The sequence below is a fragment of the Vibrio sp. 1641 genome, assembly GCF_033339995.1.
In the GTDB taxonomy this organism is placed as follows: Bacteria; Pseudomonadota; Gammaproteobacteria; order Enterobacterales; family Vibrionaceae; genus Vibrio; species Vibrio alginolyticus.
In genome coordinates this window covers 184,646-206,455 of the sequence record NZ_JAWOVP010000007.1, presented here as the reverse complement: position 1 = coordinate 206,455, position 21,810 = coordinate 184,646, and the positions used below count along the sequence as shown (strand labels likewise).

Here is a 21,810-nt window from a genome sequence, read left to right as displayed (position 1 = left end):
TCGTTACTCGCCATTTATGGCTTTAATGACTGACGAGTAAAGCCTTTGTGACCACACTTAATACACGGAATGATTACTGTTGGGTGGTTATACGTTGTCTTGTGACCACACTCATCACAAACTAAAGTGCCTAAGCCTATCACCTCTCCTGCTTCATATAGCCCTTGATGCTCTAAGTCATCGAACAACTCAACCCACTCAACTTTAGTTCGGTCTGTAATCTCTAACAGCCCTTGCCATATCGAATCCGCAATCGTTAAGTAAAACGGACCGCTTTTGCTATCCTCGTAACTCTCTGAAAACTCTTTTAAGTCTGCTTTAAGGTACGCTTTGATTAAAGCCAATTCATCTTTGGTCAAGTCATTAGCAGCATCCACCACTTTGCCCGACGTCTCAATCGCTTTGTTAACTTCTTCCGGACTGTGCTTCAAGGTTTCAATCACATCCTCGAGCATTTCCTCATAACCTGTTTTACGTTTAGGCATAACTGACCTCCATCTTTCTCCTACCTGCGTCACTTAAGGGCGCATGGGTACAGATTGGCTATTGTTGTGATCCCTAGCTTTAGGTATTCTATGACGATCTATTTAAGTCTGTTCTAACCGAACTCACAAATTCCAAGATAACGGATACCATCGATGCAAGAACAATACAACCCACAAGATATTGAACAAAAAGTTCAAAAGCACTGGGATGACAACAAAACCTTTGTTGTAAGTGAAGACCCAAATAAAGAAAAATTCTACTGTCTGTCCATGTTCCCATACCCAAGTGGTCGACTGCACATGGGTCACGTGCGCAACTACACTATCGGTGATGTAGTATCTCGTTTCCAACGCCTACAAGGCAAAAACGTGATGCAACCAATCGGTTGGGACGCATTCGGTCTACCTGCAGAAAACGCAGCAGTAAAAAACAAAACTGCGCCAGCACCTTGGACTTACGAAAACATCGAATACATGAAGAACCAACTTAAGCTTCTAGGCTTTGGTTACGATTGGAACCGTGAATTCGCAACATGTACACCGGAGTACTACCGCTGGGAACAAGAGTTCTTCACTAAACTTTACGAGAAAGGTTTAGTTTACAAAAAGACTTCTTCTGTTAACTGGTGTCCTAACGACCAAACTGTTCTTGCAAACGAGCAGGTTGAAGACGGTTGTTGCTGGCGTTGTGATACGCCTGTAGAGCAAAAAGAAATCCCTCAATGGTTCATCAAAATCACTGAGTACGCTCAAGAGCTACTAGACGACTTAGACAAGCTTGAAGGTTGGCCTGAAATGGTGAAAACCATGCAGCGCAACTGGATTGGTCGTTCTGAAGGTGTTGAACTGAAGTTTGAAGTTAAGGGTCAACAAGACCTAGAAGTTTACACAACACGTCCAGATACGCTAATGGGTGTGACTTACGTGGGTATCGCAGCCGGCCACCCTCTTGCAGCTCTTGCAGCAGAGAACAATCCAGAGCTTGCAGCGTTTATCGACGAATGTAAGAACAACAAGGTTGCAGAAGCTGAGCTAGCGACAATGGAGAAGAAAGGTATGGCAACTGGCCTTACTGCTATTCATCCATTGAACGGCCGCGAAGTACCAGTATACGTAGCAAACTTCGTTCTGATGGACTACGGTACAGGCGCGGTAATGGCTGTACCTGCGCACGACCAACGTGACTACGAGTTCGCAACGAAGTACGGTCTAGACATCGTGCCAGTTATCAAGCCTGCTGATGGCAGCGAGCTAGACATCTCTGAAGCAGCATACACTGAGAAAGGTGTACTGTTCGATTCAGGTGAATTCGATGGCCTAGAATTCCAAGCGGCATTCGACGCAATCGCAGCGAAGCTAGAAGCAGAGGGCAAAGGCACTAAGACTGTAAACTTCCGTCTACGCGACTGGGGTGTATCTCGTCAACGTTATTGGGGTGCGCCAATCCCAATGGTAACCACTGAAGACGGTGAAGTTCACCCAGTACCTGCTGACCAACTACCAGTGATTCTTCCAGAAGACGTAGTAATGGACGGCGTAACGAGCCCAATCAAAGCAGACAAAGAGTGGGCGAAGACAACCTTTAACGGCGAACCTGCTCTACGTGAGACAGATACGTTCGATACGTTCATGGAATCTTCTTGGTACTACGCGCGTTACTGTTCACCACAAGCGGACGACATCCTAGACCCAGAAAAAGCAAACTATTGGCTACCAGTAGACCAGTACATCGGTGGTATCGAGCATGCTTGTATGCACCTACTGTACTCACGCTTCTTCCACAAACTACTGCGCGATGCGGGTTACGTAACTTCTGACGAACCGTTCAAGCAACTACTGTGTCAAGGCATGGTACTGGCTGATGCGTTCTACTTCGAGAACGAGAAAGGCGGCAAAGAGTGGGTAGCTCCAACAGACGTAGCCGTTGAACGTGATGGTAAAGGCCGCATTACTTCTGCTAAAGACACTGAAGGTCGCGATGTAACGCACTCAGGCATGATCAAGATGTCTAAGTCTAAGAACAACGGTATCGACCCTCAAGAAATGGTAGATAAGTACGGCGCTGACACAGTACGTCTATTCATGATGTTCGCGTCTCCAGCGGACATGACACTTGAATGGCAAGAGTCTGGCGTAGAAGGTGCGAACCGCTTCCTAAAACGTGTTTGGAAACTAGTGAAAGAGCACACAGCGAAAGGCGCAGCAGAAGCAGTAGATACCTCAGCGCTTTCTGGTGATCAAAAAGCACTTCGCCGCGACGTTCACAAAACTATCGCGAAAGTGACGGACGATATCGCTCGTCGTCAAACATTCAACACCGCGATCGCAGCGATCATGGAGCTGATGAACAAACTAGCGAAAGCGCCTCAAGAATCTGCGCAAGATCGTGCAATCCTTGACGAAGCACTGAAAGCTATTGTTGTCATGCTTTACCCTATCACTCCGCATATCTCATACGAGCTATGGGCAGCACTAGGTGAAACAGACATTGATAACGCGGCATGGCCGACGTTTGACGAAAAAGCGCTAGTTGAAGACGAAAAAACTATCGTTGTTCAAGTTAACGGTAAGCTACGTGCGAAGCTAACAGTCCCAGCGGATATCTCTAAAGACGATATCGAACAGCTTGGTCTAAACGACGAAAACGTGGTTAAGTTCACTGATGGCCTGACTATTCGTAAAGTTATTTACGTTCCAGGTAAACTGCTGAACATCGTTGCAAACTAATCACAGCATGCAATTTGTCTCTGTTTAGCGAACTTATTTGTTAACCAAGAGTCATTAAACAGGGTAGTTCGCTACCCTGTTTATTTACCTCAAACCATTCACATGAGTGGTTTAAGGTAAATAACCCCTTCAATTTAGGATGAATACAATCAATGCGCTTTTTCTCTTTGATTAAACTACCAGTGGTATTGGTATTAGCGGGGCTTCTTTCTGCCTGTGGTTTTCACCTTCGCGGCGAGTATTCCGTACCGGAAGAGCTGCACACTATGTCTTTCTCCAGCTACGATGAATACAGTGAATTAACTCGCTATGTTCGCTCTCAACTCGAACTGAACAAAGTTGAACTTGTTCAACCATCATCGACGGTACCCAACCTTCATTTGACGGAAGCGACAATCGATGAGCGTACACTATCGCTTTATCAAAATAGCCGTGCAGCAGAAAAAGAGCTGACATACGTAGTAAAATACCGTGTGACAATTCCTGGCTATGGTTCTAAAAACTTTACGACAACAGTAAACCGCAACTACCTAGACAACCCGTTGACCGCACTTGCAAAATCTGTTGAGCGTGACGTAATTGAAGACGAGATGCGCTTGCAAGCTGCAAAACAGATGATGCGCCAGTTGGGCCGTATTCGTGCCGAATATGAAGCAGGACAAATCTCTGAGCCAGCGAACAAAAACTCTTAGTCACTATGCGAATTTATGCCGATAAGCTAACGGATCATTTAACTAAACAAGTTAAACAGGTTTACTTAATCTTTGGTAATGAGCCGTTACTGATTCAAGAAAGCCGCCAAGCAATCCAAAAGGCAGCGTTTCAGCAAGGTTTTGAGGAAAAACACCGCTTTGCGGTGGATGCTAGCATCGACTGGAATCAAGTTTACGACTGTTTCCAAGCGATGAGCCTGTTTTCAAACCGTCAACTGATTGAGCTTGAAATTCCTGAAAGTGGCGTGACAACCGCCGTCAGCAAAGAGCTGCAAACACTGTGTGATATGCTTCATGATGACATCATGCTCGTCATTGTTGGTAGCAAACTGACCAAAGCCCAAGAAAATGCGAAATGGTTCAAAGCATTAAGCTCAAAAGGCGATTGGGTAAGCTGCTTGTCGCCAGATCTACAACGCTTACCTATGTTCATTCAGACACGTTGCCGCACGTTGGGACTAAAACCCAATCAACAATCACTGCAAATGTTGGCTCAATGGCATGAAGGTAACCTATTTGCATTGTCACAAAGCTTAGAGAAATTGGCCCTACTCTACCCGGATGGTGAGCTGACCGTCATACGTTTAGAGGAAGCCCTAAGTCGCCATAATCACTTCACTACCTTTAACTGGATCGACGCCTTACTGGCAGGTAAAGCAAACCGTGCACAACGTATTCTTCGCCAACTTGAGGCGGAAGGGGTTGAGACCGTGATCTTGATTCGAAGTGTACAAAAAGAGTTGAGCCAACTTTTAAATATGCATCAAGACTTAACTCAAATGGGAATGAACCAGGTATTTGAGAAATATCGAGTTTGGCAAAACAAGCGTCCACTCTATAACGCAGCACTGGCCCGCTTATCAGCGAGTCGTATTTGTGCATTGCTCTCCTTATTGGCTCAAGCCGAGATAAAAGCCAAAACTCAGTATGACGAGTCTGTATGGCCAACTATTCATCAGTTGAGCTTAGAAACCTGCTCTCCTGATATTAAGCTGGCAATTTAAAAATCAAAGCGTGATATAGTGCGCGACCTGTTTTGCAAGCAAGAATGTAAAACACTATAGAGATAAGAGACAAACCGAGGAAAACCGAGTGCTTCGCGAAGAACTGAAAGACTTTTTAGCTGATAAAGCCGACGACATGAAAGCGGAAGACATTATCGTCCTAAATGTGGAAGATAAATCAAGCGTGACAGATTACATGATCATCTGTACTGGTACATCCAAACGCCACGTTTCATCCATCGCTGACCATGTTGCAACAGAAGTGAAAAAAGCCGGTCTTGAGCCACTAGGAATGGAAGGTGAAAACGAAGGTGAATGGGTAGTCCTAGATATGGGCGACGCCATGCTTCACGTGATGCAAGAAGAGCACCGCGAACTCTACCAGCTAGAAAAACTCTGGGGTTAATCTTTTGAAAATTCAACTAATTGCTGTTGGCACAAAAATGCCAAAATGGGTTGAGGAAGGCTTTCAAGAATATCGTCGCCGTTTCCCGCATGATATGCCGTTGGAGTTGATTGAAATCTCTGCTGGCAAACGCGGAAAAAATGCCGATATCGCTCGCATCCTGCAAAAAGAAGGGGAAGCGATGCTCGCTGCGGTACCAAAAGGCAACCGTATCGTCACGTTAGATATCCCAGGTAAAAAATGGGACACTCCTCAACTCGCTGAGCAGTTAGAAGCTTGGAAATTAGATGGCCGTGATGTATCAATATTAATCGGCGGTCCTGAAGGACTCGCTCCTGCATGCAAAGCTGCAGCAGACCAAAGCTGGTCATTGTCTGCCTTAACGCTACCCCACCCTCTAGTGCGTATCGTAATGGCAGAAAGCTTGTACCGAGCGTGGAGCATCACCGCTAACCACCCTTATCATCGCGAATAATCGTTGTTTAACTTTAGAGCCAAGCGTTAATGATTCGTAAACGCCGCAGTCAAATCCGAGATTATCAAGCCGAAGCGCGTCTGTTTGCCAGCCGCGCTATTGTTGCTTTTATCGGCATTGTTGTCTTGATGGGAGCTCTGGTTGCCAACATGTACAACATTCAGGTGAACCAGTTTCAAGACTATCAAACCCGCTCGAACGATAACCGCATCAAAGTGGTGCCTATCGCGCCTAACCGAGGTCTAATTTATGACCGAAATGGCGTTTTACTGGCAGAGAACCGTCCCGTCTTTAACTTAGAACTGACCCCAGAAAAAATTAAAGACATTGATGCAACCATCCAAGAATTACAAACTATTCTGGAAATTACACCAGACCAGATTGAACGTTTCCACCACGAGCGTAAACGGACTCGTCGATTTAAATCGGTCCCACTGCTTACCCAACTGAACGAAAAACAAGTAGCGGTATTCTCCGTCAATCAGTACCGCTTTCCGGGTGTGGAAATAAGTGCGACCTTAAAGCGCTACTACCCTTTCAGCGAAGTCTTAACCCACGTGATTGGTTACGTTTCTCGAATCAATGATCGCGACATGCAGCGCCTGATCCGAGAAGAAAAAGACGCAAACTATCAAGCCACTCGCGACATTGGTAAGCTGGGTATTGAAAAATACTACGAAGACCTCTTACACGGTACAGCCGGATATCAAGAAGTCGAGGTAAACAGCCGCGGCCGAGTAATCCGTACCTTAAAGTACGTTCCACCTGTACCCGGAAAAGACATCGTTTTAAACCTTGATATCAACTTGCAGTTGTACGTACACCAATTATTGGACGGCCGCCGAGGCAGTGCTGTAGTAATCGATCCTAGAGACAACGGCGTACTGGCTATGGTTTCGAGCCCTAGCTACGATCCTAACTCGTTCGTGCACGGAATCTCAGGTAAAGACTATCGCGCCCTTTTGAACGATAAAAACCGTCCTTTGGTCAACCGCACTACACTTGGCATTTACCCCCCTGCGTCTACCATCAAACCATTTATGGCGGTAGCCGCGCTGCAAGAAGGTGTCGTAACACCTAACACCACACGAAATGATCCTGGTTATTGGCGCATACCAAACTCTAACACACGTCCGTTCCGGGACTGGTTGCGTTGGGGACACGGACGCGTCGATATCATTAAGTCGATCGAAGAGTCTGTTGATACCTTCTACTATCAAATCGCTTATGACATGGGTATTGACCGTATTTCGAATTGGATGATGATGTTCGGTTTTGGTGATTACACTGGCATTGATATCTACGAAGAAAGTAAGGCGAATATGCCGACTCGTGACTGGAAAATGTCTCGCCATAAAACCCCATGGTATAAAGGTGATACGATCCCTGTGGGTATCGGCCAAGGATATTGGACAGCAACACCAATGCAAATCGCCAAAGCAACCTCCGTATTAGTAAACGAGGGAGAAGTGATCGCACCTCACTTGCTCAAAGCGACGATAGAAAATGGTAACGACTTCGAAGAGCAGCAAACGACAGAATACGTGACTTACCCACCAATCAAGAATGTGCCTAAAAAGTACTGGGATATGGCGAAAGAAGGCATGCGTCGGGTAAACCATGGCACGCGCGGAACAGCTCGTCGCTCATTCTACAAAATGAATTATGAAACAGCGGGTAAATCAGGTACTGCACAGGTCTTCGGTCTGGGTGAAAACGAAGAGTACAACGCCGATGAGATCGCCGAGCACTTACGTGACCATGCGTTATTTACTGGCTTTGCACCATTTGATGATCCTAAAGTGGTCGTCACTGTAGTACTAGAAAATGCCGGTGGTGGTTCTAGTAACGGTGCCCCAGTAGTAAGGAAAATTTTTGACCGAGTCGTTCTTGGTCCAGAAGAAATTGAGCCTGAAAACAATGCGAAGAAAGAGGTAAAACAGTAATGAAGATGGATCCCTCTACAGGTAAAAATCGCGCCCTGTTTGAACGCTTCCATATCGACTTACCACTCCTACTTGGCATATTGGCCCTGATGGGGTTTGGCCTGGTGATCATGTACAGCGCCAGTGGCCAAAGTTTACTGATGATGGATCGCCAAGCCATGCGAATGGTGCTTTCACTCGTTGTGATGCTCGTCCTTGCGCAGCTTTCTCCACGAACTTACGAAAGCTTGGCACCTTTGATGTTCGTTGGTGGCGTTATACTGCTTTTCGGCGTGCTGTTTTTCGGTGAAGCATCGAAAGGCGCGCAGCGTTGGCTTAACCTCGGTTTTGTGCGCTTTCAACCGTCAGAGCTATTGAAGCTCGCGGTGCCATTAATGGTGGCTCGCTATGTCGGTAGACAGCCCCTTCCACCAACGCTAAAAACACTCATTGTTGCACTGATTATGGTCTGCTTACCAACCATTCTCATTGCAAAGCAGCCTGACTTAGGTACCTCGATCCTGATCGCCGCTTCCGGTATTTTTGTTATCTTCCTCGCCGGCATTAGCTGGAAAATCATCGCTGGTGCTGCGATTGCATTAGGTGGTTTCATTCCAATTCTGTGGTTTTTCTTGATGCGAGAGTATCAAAAAGTGCGAGTTCGTACTCTATTTAACCCGGAATCTGATCCGCTAGGAGCGGGCTACCACATTATTCAGAGTAAAATTGCGATTGGCTCCGGTGGTATTTCCGGCAAAGGTTGGTTGCAAGGTACGCAGTCACAACTAGAATTTCTTCCTGAACGACACACTGACTTTATCTTTGCAGTAATTGCTGAAGAATGGGGTATGATTGGCTTCCTTTGCCTTTTAGCCATCTATCTATTTATTATTGGACGAGGTTTATATCTCGCCAGCCAAGCGCAAACCGCATTTGGACGAATGATGGCAGGCAGTATTGTACTCAGCTTCTTCGTGTATATTTTTGTAAATATTGGCATGGTAAGTGGCATCCTACCTGTAGTAGGTGTACCGTTGCCACTCATCAGTTATGGCGGCACATCAATGGTAACCTTGATGGCTGGTTTTGGTATTCTGATGTCGATTCATACGCACCGAAAAGCATTCTCTAAGGCGACCTAGACATGCAAAAACGCGCTTTATATTCCTTGGTTTTCTCTGCTCTTATTTTGGCAGGCTGTTCATCAACTAGCCAAAAAGAACAAGAAGGCCGTTACGAACTCGAATCCGATGTTGCACCGGATACACCGCTTTCAGTCGAACACATCGAGGATGCGCATCCTAAATATGAACCGTACAGCCTAGGTGGGAACAAAGATTACCACTTGCGTGGCAAAGACTACAAAATAGTTCGCAATGCGAAAGGCTTTAAAGAAAAAGGCCGAGCATCTTGGTATGGGAAAAAATTCCAAGGTCATTTGACTTCTAATGGCGAAATCTATGACATGTACTCAATGACGGCAGCGCATAAAACGCTACCGTTACCAAGTTACGTAAAAGTTACCAATACTGACAACGGCAAAACCACCATAGTACGAGTTAATGACCGAGGTCCTTTTCACGATGGCCGTATCATTGATTTAAGCTATGCCGCCGCGCACAAGTTAGATGTCATAAAAACAGGCACCGCGAACGTGGAAATTGAAGTGATCAGTATCAATCAGCCTACGGACAAAAAGTCATTAGAAGCGCACCCTAGGTACGTTATTCAAGTAGCATCATCAAAAAATGAAGAGCGCGCGCGAACTTTAGGTACCGAGCTTGGTCAAAAATTGGATACAGAAACTTTCCTAGAGAGTGCGAAAGAGTCTTATCGCTTGTTGTTAGGGCCATTTACTGACTATTCCCTGACGCAAGCCACACTAGATAAAGTAAAGTTGCTCGGCTATTCGTCTGCATTTATTAAAAAACACAACACTGCCAAATGACCTCGTGTCATGAATTTCTCTTTGATCCCCCTCTTACATAACTAGGGATTCTGATAAGATGTCTGCAGTTAACCCAAAAATTTGAATTACCATGAATAAAAATAAGTTTGTGAAATCTATTCTCGTTTCTTCGGTTGCCCTTTCTGCAACTTTCGCTCAATCTGCTCTTGCATCACCTATCGTTGTTCCAGATGCCCCTCAAATCGCGGCGAAGGGCTACGTGCTGATGGATTATCATTCAGGTAAAGTACTGGCAGAGAAAGAGATGAACACAAAATTGTCTCCAGCTAGTCTGACTAAGATGATGACCAGCTATGTAATCGGCCAAGAGCTAGCGCGTGGTAATATCTCAGAAGATGATGATGTCACCATCAGTAAAAATGCGTGGGCGAAAAACTTCCCTGATTCATCAAAGATGTTCATTGAAGTAGGCACAACAGTTAAAGTACGTGACCTGAACCGAGGCATCATCGTCCAGTCAGGTAACGATGCCTGTGTTGCGATGGCAGAACATATTGCAGGTTCAGAAGATGCGTTTGTTGACCTAATGAACGCTTGGGCCAACACATTGGGTATGACTAACTCGCACTTTGCCAACGTTCATGGCTTAGATAACGCAGAGTTGTACTCAACACCATACGACATGGCACTGCTAGGTAAAGCACTTATCCGTGACGTACCAAATGAGTACCGAGTGTACTCAGAGAAGAAATTTACTTACAACGGCATCACCCAATACAACCGTAACGGTCTACTTTGGGATAAGAGCATGAACGTTGACGGCATCAAAACGGGTCACACAAGTAATGCGGGTTACAGCCTAGTAAGTTCAGCAACTGAAGGTCAAATGCGCTTGGTTGCGGTCGTTATGGGTACTAAAGATGCCAATGCTCGTAAGTCAGAAAGCAAAAAGCTGCTAAGCTACGGCTTCCGTTTCTTCGAAACAGTGGCACCGCACAAAGCAGGTGAAACGTTCGTAGAAGAAAAAGTGTGGATGGGTAACAAAGACACCGTAGCACTGGGTCTTGACCAAGATACTTACGTAACACTACCGCGTGGTGAAGCGAAAAACCTAAAAGCAAGCTTCGTCCTTGAAAAAGAGCTAGAAGCCCCAATTAATAAAGGTGATGTAGTTGGTAAGCTATACTATCAGATCGATGGTGAAGATATTGCCGAGTACCCACTAATGGCACTAGAAACCGTAGAGCAAGGTAGTCTATTTAGCCGCATGTGGGATTACATCGTATTGTTATTCAAGAGCTTCTTCTAAGAAGGACGTTAGAGTAGCAAACTTATTCGCAAAGCCGCCTGAAAGGGCGGCTTTTTAAGTTTGAGATCCTCGTCTTGAGTTCCCCCTAATTTGACTGTACTATTTCGCACCGCAACGAATATCTACTGGAGTTATCGATATGCTAACCATCAACTCTGATGCAAAATTAAAAGACCTGCTTGAGTTCCCTTGTTCATTTACTTACAAGGTAATGGGTCATGCAAAGCCTGAACTTCCAGAGCTTGTTCTTGAAGTTATTCAGCGCCATGCTCCAGGTGACTACAGCCCGACCGTTAAACCAAGTGCTAAGGGCAACTACCACTCGGTGTCAATCAACATTACTGCAACCTCTATCGAGCAGGTTGAGACACTGTACAAAGAGTTAGGTGAAATTGACATCGTACGCATGGTTCTATAATTTTTTGATATATTAAATTTTTTTTGAAAGCAGCCTTGGCTGCTTTCTTTTTATTTATCAAAGAGATAACGAAGCTTTACATCGCTTTCAGTTAAAAATCTGTTACGCAGCGGTAGAGCATCAGGGTTATCCGGTTTATAATCCAAAAACTTTATATATTAGCAACAGGAATTCCCATGCAACACCAACTTGTTGTAAAACGACTTGGCCGCCAAGACTATGAGCCTGTATGGAAGGCGATGCATGAGTTCACCGACCAACGCACAGAAGAAACCCGTGATGAAGTCTGGTTGGTAGAACATAACCCAGTATTTACGCAAGGACAGGCAGGTAAAGCTGAGCACTTGATTAACACTGGCGATATTCCTGTTGTACAAAGTGATCGCGGAGGCCAGGTTACGTATCATGGCCCTGGTCAGTTGGTCGCCTACTTCTTGATCAACCTACGCCGTAAAAAATTAGGTGTACGAGATCTCGTTACCACAATCGAGAACCTCGTGATCAACACGCTAAAAGCATACAATATTGACTCAGCCGCACGACCTGACGCACCAGGTGTCTACGTTGCCGGTAAGAAAATATGCTCTCTCGGTTTACGCATTCGTAAAGGATGCTCGTTTCATGGTTTAGCCTTGAACGTAAATATGGATTTAACACCGTTTCTGCGTATTAACCCTTGTGGTTATGAAGGTATGGAAATGGTTCAGGTCAGCCAATTTGGCGGCCCAGACAATGTAGAAGCCGTAGAAAAACAATTAATAGAAGAACTCGTTACTTTGCTCGATTATGAGCAAGTAGAATTCAGCACAGAAGCACCTTCTCAAGGTAATAAAGCATGAGCAAACCAATCCAGATGGAAAAAGGCGTTAAATATCGTGACGCCGATAAAATGGCATTGATTCCCGTAAAGAACATGCCTACAGAGCAGAAAGAAGTGCTACGTAAGCCTGATTGGATGAAGATCAAGCTACCAGCCGACAGCCAACGAATTCAAGACATCAAAGCGGCGATGCGTAAGAATAAACTTCACTCCGTATGTGAAGAAGCATCTTGCCCGAACCTAGCGGAATGTTTTAACCACGGTACAGCAACCTTCATGATCTTAGGTGCTATTTGTACTCGTCGTTGTCCTTTCTGTGACGTTGCTCATGGCCGCCCATTACCACCGGAAGCAGAAGAGCCTCAAAAACTGGCGAAAACCATTGCCGATATGAAGCTGAAATACGTAGTAATCACTTCTGTTGACCGTGACGATCTGCGTGACGGCGGTGCACAACACTTTGCCGATTGTAACCGCGAGATCCGTGCGTTAAACCCGCATATTAAGATTGAAACACTGGTTCCTGACTTCCGTGGTCGCATGGATGTAGCGCTTGATCTAATGAAAGACAATCCGCCAGATGTCTTCAACCACAACTTAGAAACCGCGCCACGTCTTTACCGTAAAGCTCGCCCAGGTGCGAACTACAAATGGTCACTTGAGCTCCTTAAGAAGTTCAAAGAGCAGCATCCAGATGTACCGACCAAGTCTGGTTTGATGATGGGTCTTGGTGAAACCAAAGAAGAAATCATCGAAGTACTGAAAGATCTACGCGCACACGGCGTAACGATGCTGACTCTAGGCCAGTATTTAGCGCCAAGCCGTCACCACTTGCCAGTAGAACGTTACGTTCCACCATCAGAGTTTGACGAGCTAAAAGAAGTTGCACTAGAACTTGGCTTCACGCATGCAGCGTGTGGTCCATTTGTTCGCTCTTCTTACCATGCCGATATGCAGGCTCAAGGTATCGAGATTAAGTAAGCTCTCGTTTGTTTTCAAAAGAAAGGTTGGCTCAGTGCCAACCTTTTTTGTATCTGTCAAATGATGATAAAAAGCCATTCTACCTCCGTCATTCTGAACAGCGAGGAACGAGCGTGATTCAGAATCTGTTTTCAGAATACTGATGATTTTTAGGGAAACGCTGAGTAAAAGAGTGTGCCTCAACAAGATTCCTGCTCTCGCCTAGGCTCGTCGGAATGACGCGGTTTGGATATATTGAAAGGGACAGTGTTGGTAGCCATCTCCTTATCACACACTCTTCGCTATATCTCATTCCAAACGCCAGACAAACAAAAAGGCCCTCAATTGAGGACCTTTAGTATATCAATGTTCAAAATAGATGAGTCGAGTTCTAGGAGAACACACGGAGTTTGCGCGAGCAAATGAGTATGTTCGACACCGAAATCGACTCACTCGATGAAAAGCAGTTATGCGTAAACTGGTAGACGCTTACAAATTTCTAGCACTTTCTGTTTAGTCGCTTCGATAACTTCTTCGTTGCCGATGTTATCTAGAACGTCACACATCCAGTTTGCTAGCTCTTTTGCATCTTCTTCAGTGAAGCCACGGCGAGTGATCGCTGGCGTACCTACACGAATACCAGACGTTACGAATGGGCTGCGTGGGTCATTTGGTACTGAGTTCTTGTTTACAGTGATGTTTGCTGCACCTAGTGCCGCGTCTGCGTCTTTACCAGTGATATCTTTGTCGATTAGGTCAACAAGGAACAAGTGGTTTTCTGTACCGTTAGATACGATTTTGTAGCCACGCTCTTGGAACTGACCAACCATTGCTTTTGCGTTTTTCACTACGCGAGCTTGATAAGCTTTGAACTCTGGCTCCATCGCTTCTTTAAACGCTACTGCTTTACCAGCGATAACGTGCATTAGAGGACCACCTTGACCACCAGGGAACACTGCTGAGTTCAGTTTCTTGTACATATCTTCGCCAGCATTTGACAAGATAAGACCACCGCGAGGACCTGCTAGTGTTTTGTGCGTCGTTGTTGTTACCACGTGAGCATGCGGTACTGGTGTTGGGTATTCACCGGCAGCGATAAGACCAGCTACGTGCGCCATATCAACAAATAAGTAAGCACCTGCTTTGTCAGCGATTTCACGCATGCGTTTCCAATCAACGATTTGCGAGTAAGCAGAGAAACCACCGATGATCATCTTAGGTTTGTGTTCAAGTGCTAGCTGTTCCATCTCGTCGTAGTTGATTTGACCAGCTTCATCGATACCGTAAGGGATAACGTTGTAGTGCTTACCAGAGAAGTTTACTGGTGAACCGTGAGTTAGGTGACCACCGTGCGCTAGGCTCATGCCTAAAACTGTATCGCCTGGGTTAAGAAGCGCCATGTAAACTGCGCTGTTTGCTTGAGAACCTGAGTGAGGCTGTACGTTAGCGTACTCACAACCAAATAGTTGGCATGCACGCTCAATTGCTAGTGCTTCAGCTTTATCTACGTACTCACAACCGCCGTAGTAACGCTTACCTGGGTAGCCTTCAGCGTATTTGTTCGTTAGCTGAGAACCTTGCGCTTCCATTACACGTGGGCTTGTGTAGTTTTCAGAAGCGATAAGTTCAATGTGTTCTTCCTGGCGAAGGGTTTCTTCCTGGATAGCTGCGAACAGTTCCGCATCGTAATCTGCGATGTTCATATCACGCTTAAGCATCTGTATCTCCTGACTCAGATTAGTACTGAAAGTTGCAAAAAAACTGTTGAATGACCCAACGCAAACGTTTTCGTCACCCTAATGGCGCGCATTCTACATAATTTGATTTAGGTCATAAAGAGAAATTTACAATTTTTCTCATGCAGTTTTTTCATGATGACAAGCAATGTTTACCATGCCAGCATTGCAATCGCATAACGACAATCTATTGCCTGTCAAATTTGTGCTTTACACCCTGTAAAACAGCAATTACATAGGTTTACCGTAAATTTTACCCTCTAGCTACCGAAAAGATCATCTTTTTACTACTATGCACGCCTTATTTATCACTAATGACTGCAACATTGATGGAAAAACACTCATTAAAAGAAGACTGGATAGCGATTCTCACGGGTACCTTTTTAGTAGCTCAAGGCGTTTTCTTTCTCCAATCCGCGAACCTTCTAACGGGAGGCACGACTGGATTGGCTCTGCTTATTAGCCAATTTACACCTTTTACCTTTGGTGTGCTGTACTTTTTAGCAAACAGTCCTTTTTACTTACTAGCATGGAAACGCTTCGGCCGTCATTTCGCCATTAATAGTGCCATTTCTGGCGCGTTGGTTTCTATCTTTGCCGATCATCTTTATTTGCTAATCTCGCTCGAATCGGTAAATGAAGTTTATTGCGCCGTCGCAGGCGGACTTTTAATGGGGCTCGGTATGCTGATCCTATTCCGACATCGCTCCAGCTTGGGTGGCTTTAACGTGCTGTGTTTGTTTATCCAAGACAAATTTGGCATTTCAGTTGGCAAAAGCCAAATGGCAATCGATGCATGTATCCTGTTTGCTTCATTCTTCTTTGTCACACCAGAAGTGATTGGCCTTTCAATTTTGGGGGCGTTTGCACTCAATCTCGTGTTAGCGATGAACCACAAACCGCACCGCTATTCCGTGACCTACGGTTCATAAATTTTTGATAATGATTGAAGCGCGATTTATAAGATTTCGCGCTCCAATCGCTATATAATACTTCGCGATTTCCAAATAGATCGGTACGGTATGCGCGACTTTCTGCAACAAGCTAAACAGACTCACAGTTGTATTGCGATTGGAGAGCTGATCTATAACCCGAAGACACAGACCCTTCATCAAGATGTTATCGCGATTGATCTTGAACCTCGCACCATTGAATTATTAGAACTGCTGTTAACAAGCGTTGGCCACCCACTCTCTGCTGACACCATTATTGAAACCATTTGGCAGAGCAAGTTCATCTCTAAGAATGTGCTCACGAACCGCATTAGCACCTTACGTGCCCTGCTACAGCAGTACTTACCCGAATACGATGCCGCTAAGCTTTTAGTCACTTACCCCCGCAAAGGCTACTTTCTTAACCCTGCCAATATTCGTTTGGTGCCACCAGCGAAAAGCCATCGACGCGTTATCCCAACTCAGGTTGCGAGGAATAAGAACTTCAAGCTGATTTTTGCTTATAGCTTGTGTGCCATACTTGCAGTTTGTAGCGTGACGCTCGCAAGCTTGTTATGGCAACGCCAAGAAATCTCAACACAACAAACACGTCATCAACTACTGATTCCCAAAGTCGAGCTACTACTCAACCGTGTCGATTCAATCGGCTCTCAGGCGCGAAAATACCGCATACTGGTCAAAGCCATCTTGCTGCAACAACAGGTCGAATATCCATACACCGACATCGCCAACCAAGATGCTCCCAGTTACTTTCTTGATCCTATCGGTCATACGCCATATTTCCCTGGCGCACGAAACATGCAGACCAGCGACTACGAGCTCAATATCGAGTTAAAAGACGGCGCAGAGCAAGGCATCTTGAAAGCGCAGATGAACCTTATTTATCCTGCGACGGGCAAGCTGGCGTTTCGCAATGAGTACACACTGCGTTTATCTGACCTACAATCGGATATTTTCCAAATGCACTCGGATGTCGCGCAATACTTCAATCTGCCTGCACCTTCGGCAAGTACGTGGCAGCTTTCGGATCTTCACAAAAAAATGTTATTCGAGAATGCCTTTTCTAGCCAACCTCTCCGACAATCTGATGAGTTTGCGGCTATAACAACGGCAAGACATCTCGCCTTATACGAGCACGAACATCAAAAGCTGGAAGCGTATTTAACTCAAGTACAATCGTCGTTTGATGTTTTGCCAGATGAGCTGAGCCTCTGGTTAGGTCTATTGCATTTCAAATTAGGTAACTTAGACAGGGCAAAAGCCCTGTTAACGACACCAGATGGCGACTCACGTATCCAAAACGCACTGATTTATACCTTTGTGTCTCACATTGCTTACAAGCAGAACAAACTTGAACAGTTCCGTCTCAACTACATGGAATCACTGGTGGCGCTGCTGCGCGTTTTACCTTCCGAAACCTTGTTTGAGCGTCTTTCTCAATCTGAATCAAAAGAGACTTGCCTCCAACCGTGGAAAACGTTGCATGTTAGTGTGACCGATCAAGAAATCATAAGCCGATGGAAAGCGCTCATTAACGAGTATTGCACTAATGTGGCCAACGAAATAACCACCAATAAAACAAAGACCTAAATATAAAATTAAGCTTTCGTTAACCCCTGTTAGCTTTTGTTTTTTGCCCTTTTTCTCTCGCTGAACTTAGCATGCTCGCATTCAAGCAACGGCCCAACATGAAGCGGCCTTATCAATCAGGAATGTAAACCATGCTAAACAAAATGACGCTTATCGCAGCAGCAACTCTGGCTCTTTACGGCTGTGGCGGAGGTTCGTCTTCTGGCAGTGCGAATCCAAACAAAGTGCCTCAAGAAAGTTTCGACGTCTCGATTCACAACTCAATCTTCGCTCCCACGCCAAGCACACAGCTAAACTACGCATTTAGCTTGGATGGCCAACCAGAAGGCGACATGAAACTGAGCTTCCAAGCGATGGATCGCGAGCAAATATTGGCAGCATTGGCACAAATCCCAAACAGCGAGGCAATGGTCCAGTTGGTTAATGACTTGGTGAACTACGGCGCCGAACAGTTCTACTATTCAGACGAGCAGTACAACGACGACGAAGAGAGCAATACGCTTTACTTTGTAGGATCAGATGGTGCACTCCATGAAATCACTGACGCTTATTTCATTGGTCATCAGTTTATTGCCATGCTTATGCACAGCAGTCCGATTTTCCGCCTAAACGGTGACGACGTAAAAGAGAAAAGCCCGAATATTGACATCGGTGAAGAAACTATGTCTCTGCAAACCACTCTTACAGGCTACGCAGTTCACAACCTTCTAGACCGTTTTGAAGATCATGAGTGGGTACAAAACCTTCCTATGACAGCATCTTGCCAAGTGGTTTGGCAACAGCAAATCCGAGAGACTGGTGTGCGTAAAGCGTTCTCGATCTCAGGCAAGAAAATTGAAGCGGCATACCTGATGGAAGAGAACATCTACAACCTAAACTGTGATGATATGGACTCAATGGAGTTCGCCACTTCGGCAGAACGTTGGTTTAATCCGAGCTTAGGTCTGATTGAACAAATTGAACTGCTGAAAGTACAACAAGTACAAATCAACGAAGAGAAAGTGCAGCTAACAGCGATTGAAACAAAATAAGCTCGCATTTTTTAGAGATATCTCAATAAAAGAAGGCTTTGGGGAGCACACCAAAGCCTTCATCTCGAACATCAATCTTAGGGGTGATGACACCCGAGTTTATTCTTCTATCAATAAAATACGAGTTTCGTAAGGTCGTAACACTTGATGGTTTGACGCGACTGCGCTCGCTGAGTTTTGATAGTTAGATAGCAAGTTTTTCGCTTTACTCATATCAAAACGTTCTGGCAGAACGCATTCCACCTCTTCAGCATAGTAGTTATTGATACACAGCAGCGTTTGCTTATCGTTCTGACGAGCGTAAGCGAAAATACGTTTGTGCTCTGGCAGCAGGTCCTCGTAACGACCATCGGTGATCACTGGAACCTGTTTACGCAGTTCAATCAGACGCTTGTAAAAGTAGAACACCGAGTTTAAATCGGCAACCGCAGCTTCAGCATTGATTTCAGTGTAATTCTTCGCCACTTCAAGCCAAGGCGTGCCCTCAGTAAAGCCCGCGTGTTTTGCACTGTTCCATTGCATTGGTGTACGTGAGTTATCACGCGACTTCTGTGCCAAGATCGCCATCATATCGTCATGAGATACACCATCACGGTTGACCATGATGTCGTACATGTTAGTACTTTCAACATCACGATATTGGCTGATTTCGGTATAACCCGGGTTGGTCATGCCGATCTCTTCCCCCTGGTAAACATAAGGTGTGCCTTGCATCATGTGCACTGATGCCGCAAGCATCTTGGCAGATTCAACACGGTATTGCTCTTCGTTACCTAATCGGCTGACAACGCGTGGCTGGTCGTGGTTACACCAGAACAACGCCCCCCACCCTTTGCCATTTAAGCCGGTTTGCCAATGATTGAAGATCTGTTTTAACTGAATGAAATCAAACGGCGCTTTGGTCCATTTTTCACCATTTGGATAATCGACTTTCAGATGATGGAAGTTGAACACCATGGATAGCTCTTTGCCGTCTAGCGAAGAATATTGCTGGCAGTGCTCTAGCGTGGTGGAAGACATTTCACCCACCGTCACGCTGCCGTATTTTTGAAACACAGATTCGCTAATCTCTTGAAGGTATTCGTGCACACGTGGACCATCCGTGTAGAAACGACGACCATCACCAATATCGTCACTTGGAAAATCTTGCTGCTTGGAAATCAGGTTGATAACGTCGAGACGGAAACCATCCACTCCTTTTTCTGCCCAGAAGCTGATGACTTCTTTCACTTCTTCACGCACTACTGGGTTTTCCCAGTTTAAGTCCGCTTGCTCTTTAGCAAAAAGGTGCAAATAGTACTGGCCTGTTTTTTCATCCAGCGCCCAAGCGTTGCCACCAAACTTTGATTGCCAGTTGTTTGGTTCAGCACCATCTACCGGATCTTTCCAGATGTAGTAATCACGGTATGGGCTGTTTTTATCACCCAGTGCGGATTGGAACCACTTGTGTTCTGTCGACGTGTGGTTCACTACAATGTCCATGATGATACGAATGCCCAACTGATGCGCTTCTGCTAGCAAAGTATCGAAATCTTCCATAGTGCCGAACTGTGGATTGATCGAGTAGTAATCGGAGATGTCATAACCGTTGTCGATCATTGGCGATTGGTAAACCGGCGTCAGCCAAATCGCATCCACACCAAGATGCTTAAGATAATCCAGCTTAGAAATGATCCCTTTGATGTCGCCCGTGCCTTTACTGCCACTGTCACAAAAGCTTTTTGGGTAAATTTGATAGATGGTTGCGGTTTTCCACCAGCTCTCATCATGCTTGGTCATAGCCATTTCTAACACTCACTTACCAGTAATCGGAAACTTAAAATTTGAAAAGAAAAATAGGAGGAGGCAGCCAAGTCACTGCCTCAAATAGAATTACGCGTTTGCAGGCTCAAGCTCACCTTTGGCTTGTGCACGCTTATAAAGAATTAACGTTAATGCAGCAGGTACTAGCATTGCGACTAACATAGCCAAAGCAAAAATGCCCCAGAACTGCGGTTGGATAGACAAGATGCCCGGCAAACCGCCCACACCGATACCGTTCGCCATTACGCCCGCACTACCACAAATAGCAGCAGCACACGCACTACCGATCATCGCGCTCAGCATTGGGAACTTGTATTTCAAGTTGATGCCGTACATCGCCGGCTCGGTCACACCAAGGTAAGCAGAGATAGCCGCAGGTACTGAGATATCACGCTCGCCATGTTTTTTACTGATGATAATGATGCCGACGACCGCAGACGCTTGAGCAATATTTGAAAGCGCAATCAGAGGCCAAATTGGCGTGCCGCCTAGCTCTTGCATCAGTTGAAGGTCTACCGCGTTGGTAGTGTGGTGAATACCAGTAATGACCAATGGCGCGTATAGGAAGCCGAAGATGGTTGAGCCAATCATAGCGAAGTCACCCGTCATGGCTGCTTTTGCTGCGAAAGCAACGCCGTCACCCAACATACGACCGAATGGACCAATGATAGAGTGCGCAAGAATCACAGACACAATGATTGAGACAAACGGCACGACCACTAGGTAAAGGTAAGACGGAATGATGCGTTTTAAGTTGGTTTCAATAAACGCCAGAGCCATACCAGCAAGCATTGCTGGAATCACTTGCGCCTGATAGCCCACTTTCTCGATGGCGAATAAGCCAAAGTCCCACACTTCAGGTACTTGCTTACCAATCAGGTAGGCGTTCATCAACTGCGGCGAAACCAATGTCACACCAAGCGTGATACCCAGAATCGGAGTACCGCCGAGCTTTTTCACTGTCGACCAACACACGCCAACCGGTAGGAAGAAGAAGATCGCCTCACCAATCAGCCATAAGAAAGAGTGTACCGTTGCCCAAAACTGGCTGATTTCCGTTAGCGTTTGACCATCAAACATCTTGATGTCGCCAATCACGTTACGGAAACCAAGGATCAGACCACCGGTGATGATCGCTGGTAGCAGTGGTACAAAGATTTCTGCAAGGTGGGAAATACCACGCTCAACGATATTCATGTTTTGACGAGCAGCGTTCTTCGCTTCGTCTTTGCTGGCTTCACTTTTACCCGTCAGTCCGATCAGCACCTTGTAAACTTCATCCACTTCAGTACCGATAACCACTTGGAACTGGCCTGCGTTGGTAAAACAGCCCTTCACCATCGGTAATGTTTCTAACTGTTTCGTATCTGCTTTGTCCGTATCATTTAGAACAAAACGCAAGCGAGTTAAACAGTGACTTACACTGGCAATATTGTCCGGCCCCCCGACCAGCTCAATAAGACGCTCCACGTCTTTACGCGCAATCTTACTCATAACTTTGTCCACCCTGTATTGGATACATTCGATTCATCATTTTGTTTTTATA

At 45.6% G+C, this 21,810-nt stretch carries 19 protein-coding genes; 15 read left to right on the top strand and 4 right to left on the bottom strand.

What is annotated here, in order from left to right:
* Positions 1-14: 14 nt before the first annotated feature.
* Positions 15-485, bottom strand: coding sequence for a zinc ribbon-containing protein (locus R7Z47_RS15885; protein WP_005373024.1), 471 nt, complete (start codon positions 483-485; stop codon positions 15-17).
* Between the two features lie 153 nt (positions 486-638).
* On the opposite strand from R7Z47_RS15885, the gene leuS reads away from it, so the two are divergent.
* The 12 genes from leuS (at position 639) to lipA (ending at position 13,172) form a co-directional block, all read left to right on the top strand.
* Entirely contained in the window at positions 639-3,212 is a 2,574-nt protein-coding gene (gene leuS, locus R7Z47_RS15880; protein WP_005384121.1) for a leucine--tRNA ligase, read from the top strand.
* Positions 3,213-3,364: 152 nt separating this feature from the next.
* On the top strand, positions 3,365-3,904 hold the full coding sequence (gene lptE, locus R7Z47_RS15875; protein WP_005384122.1) for an LPS assembly lipoprotein LptE: 540 nt from the start codon (positions 3,365-3,367) through the stop codon (positions 3,902-3,904).
* Between the two features lie 5 nt (positions 3,905-3,909).
* A complete protein-coding gene (gene holA, locus R7Z47_RS15870) occupies positions 3,910-4,929 on the top strand; it encodes a DNA polymerase III subunit delta (protein WP_206949551.1) in 1,020 nt (339 codons plus the stop codon).
* An 88-nt stretch (positions 4,930-5,017) separates the two neighbouring features.
* Positions 5,018-5,335, top strand: a complete 318-nt coding sequence (rsfS, locus tag R7Z47_RS15865) for a ribosome silencing factor (RefSeq protein ID WP_005373015.1) — start codon at positions 5,018-5,020, stop codon at positions 5,333-5,335.
* 4 nt (positions 5,336-5,339) lie between these two features.
* Complete coding sequence (rlmH, locus tag R7Z47_RS15860; protein ID WP_017821762.1) at positions 5,340-5,810, top strand: 23S rRNA (pseudouridine(1915)-N(3))-methyltransferase RlmH; 471 nt, start codon at positions 5,340-5,342, stop codon at positions 5,808-5,810.
* 29 nt (positions 5,811-5,839) lie between these two features.
* Positions 5,840-7,756 carry a penicillin-binding protein 2 gene (gene mrdA, locus R7Z47_RS15855; protein WP_005384126.1) on the top strand — a complete coding sequence of 639 codons (1,917 nt, stop codon included), beginning with the start codon at positions 5,840-5,842 and terminating at the stop codon, positions 7,754-7,756.
* Positions 7,756-8,877, top strand: a complete 1,122-nt coding sequence (rodA, locus tag R7Z47_RS15850) for a rod shape-determining protein RodA (protein WP_005373004.1) — start codon at positions 7,756-7,758, stop codon at positions 8,875-8,877. Before mrdA ends, rodA begins: the two co-directional genes overlap by 1 nt.
* A gap of 2 nt (positions 8,878-8,879) precedes the next feature.
* The gene (locus R7Z47_RS15845) at positions 8,880-9,683 is read left to right on the top strand and encodes a septal ring lytic transglycosylase RlpA family protein (protein ID WP_017635670.1); all 804 of its coding nucleotides are present in this window, start codon (positions 8,880-8,882) and stop codon (positions 9,681-9,683) included.
* 91 nt (positions 9,684-9,774) lie between these two features.
* The gene (locus R7Z47_RS15840; protein WP_005384132.1) at positions 9,775-10,953 is read left to right on the top strand and encodes a serine hydrolase; all 1,179 of its coding nucleotides are present in this window, start codon (positions 9,775-9,777) and stop codon (positions 10,951-10,953) included.
* Positions 10,954-11,092: 139 nt separating this feature from the next.
* The gene (gene ybeD, locus R7Z47_RS15835; protein WP_005384135.1) at positions 11,093-11,371 is read left to right on the top strand and encodes a DUF493 family protein YbeD; all 279 of its coding nucleotides are present in this window, start codon (positions 11,093-11,095) and stop codon (positions 11,369-11,371) included.
* A 176-nt stretch (positions 11,372-11,547) separates the two neighbouring features.
* Positions 11,548-12,210 (top strand): lipoyl(octanoyl) transferase LipB, encoded by a 663-nt coding sequence (lipB, locus tag R7Z47_RS15830; protein ID WP_005384137.1) that lies wholly within the window; start codon positions 11,548-11,550, stop codon positions 12,208-12,210.
* Entirely contained in the window at positions 12,207-13,172 is a 966-nt protein-coding gene (gene lipA, locus R7Z47_RS15825; RefSeq protein WP_005391329.1) for a lipoyl synthase, read from the top strand. Before lipB ends, lipA begins: the two co-directional genes overlap by 4 nt.
* A 446-nt stretch (positions 13,173-13,618) precedes the next feature.
* On the opposite strand, the gene glyA is transcribed toward lipA, so the two are convergent.
* Complete coding sequence (glyA, locus tag R7Z47_RS15820; RefSeq protein ID WP_005381985.1) at positions 13,619-14,869, bottom strand: serine hydroxymethyltransferase; 1,251 nt, start codon at positions 14,867-14,869, stop codon at positions 13,619-13,621.
* 347 nt (positions 14,870-15,216) lie between these two features.
* Between glyA and R7Z47_RS15815 the strand changes: the two genes are divergently transcribed.
* The 3 genes from R7Z47_RS15815 (at position 15,217) to R7Z47_RS15805 (ending at position 18,461) form a co-directional block, all read left to right on the top strand.
* Entirely contained in the window at positions 15,217-15,819 is a 603-nt protein-coding gene (locus R7Z47_RS15815) for a YitT family protein (RefSeq protein ID WP_017635671.1), read from the top strand.
* 90 nt (positions 15,820-15,909) lie between these two features.
* The gene (locus R7Z47_RS15810) at positions 15,910-17,430 is read left to right on the top strand and encodes a transcriptional regulator (protein WP_017635672.1); all 1,521 of its coding nucleotides are present in this window, start codon (positions 15,910-15,912) and stop codon (positions 17,428-17,430) included.
* Between the two features lie 131 nt (positions 17,431-17,561).
* A complete protein-coding gene (locus R7Z47_RS15805) occupies positions 17,562-18,461 on the top strand; it encodes a hypothetical protein (RefSeq protein ID WP_017635673.1) in 900 nt (299 codons plus the stop codon).
* Positions 18,462-18,560: 99 nt separating this feature from the next.
* Here R7Z47_RS15805 and treC read toward each other — a convergent pair whose 3' ends face one another.
* A complete protein-coding gene (gene treC, locus R7Z47_RS15800) occupies positions 18,561-20,246 on the bottom strand; it encodes an alpha,alpha-phosphotrehalase (protein WP_086046562.1) in 1,686 nt (561 codons plus the stop codon).
* 87 nt (positions 20,247-20,333) lie between these two features.
* On the bottom strand, positions 20,334-21,758 hold the full coding sequence (gene treB, locus R7Z47_RS15795; protein ID WP_005383602.1) for a PTS trehalose transporter subunit IIBC: 1,425 nt from the start codon (positions 21,756-21,758) through the stop codon (positions 20,334-20,336).
* Positions 21,759-21,810 lie beyond the last annotated feature (52 nt).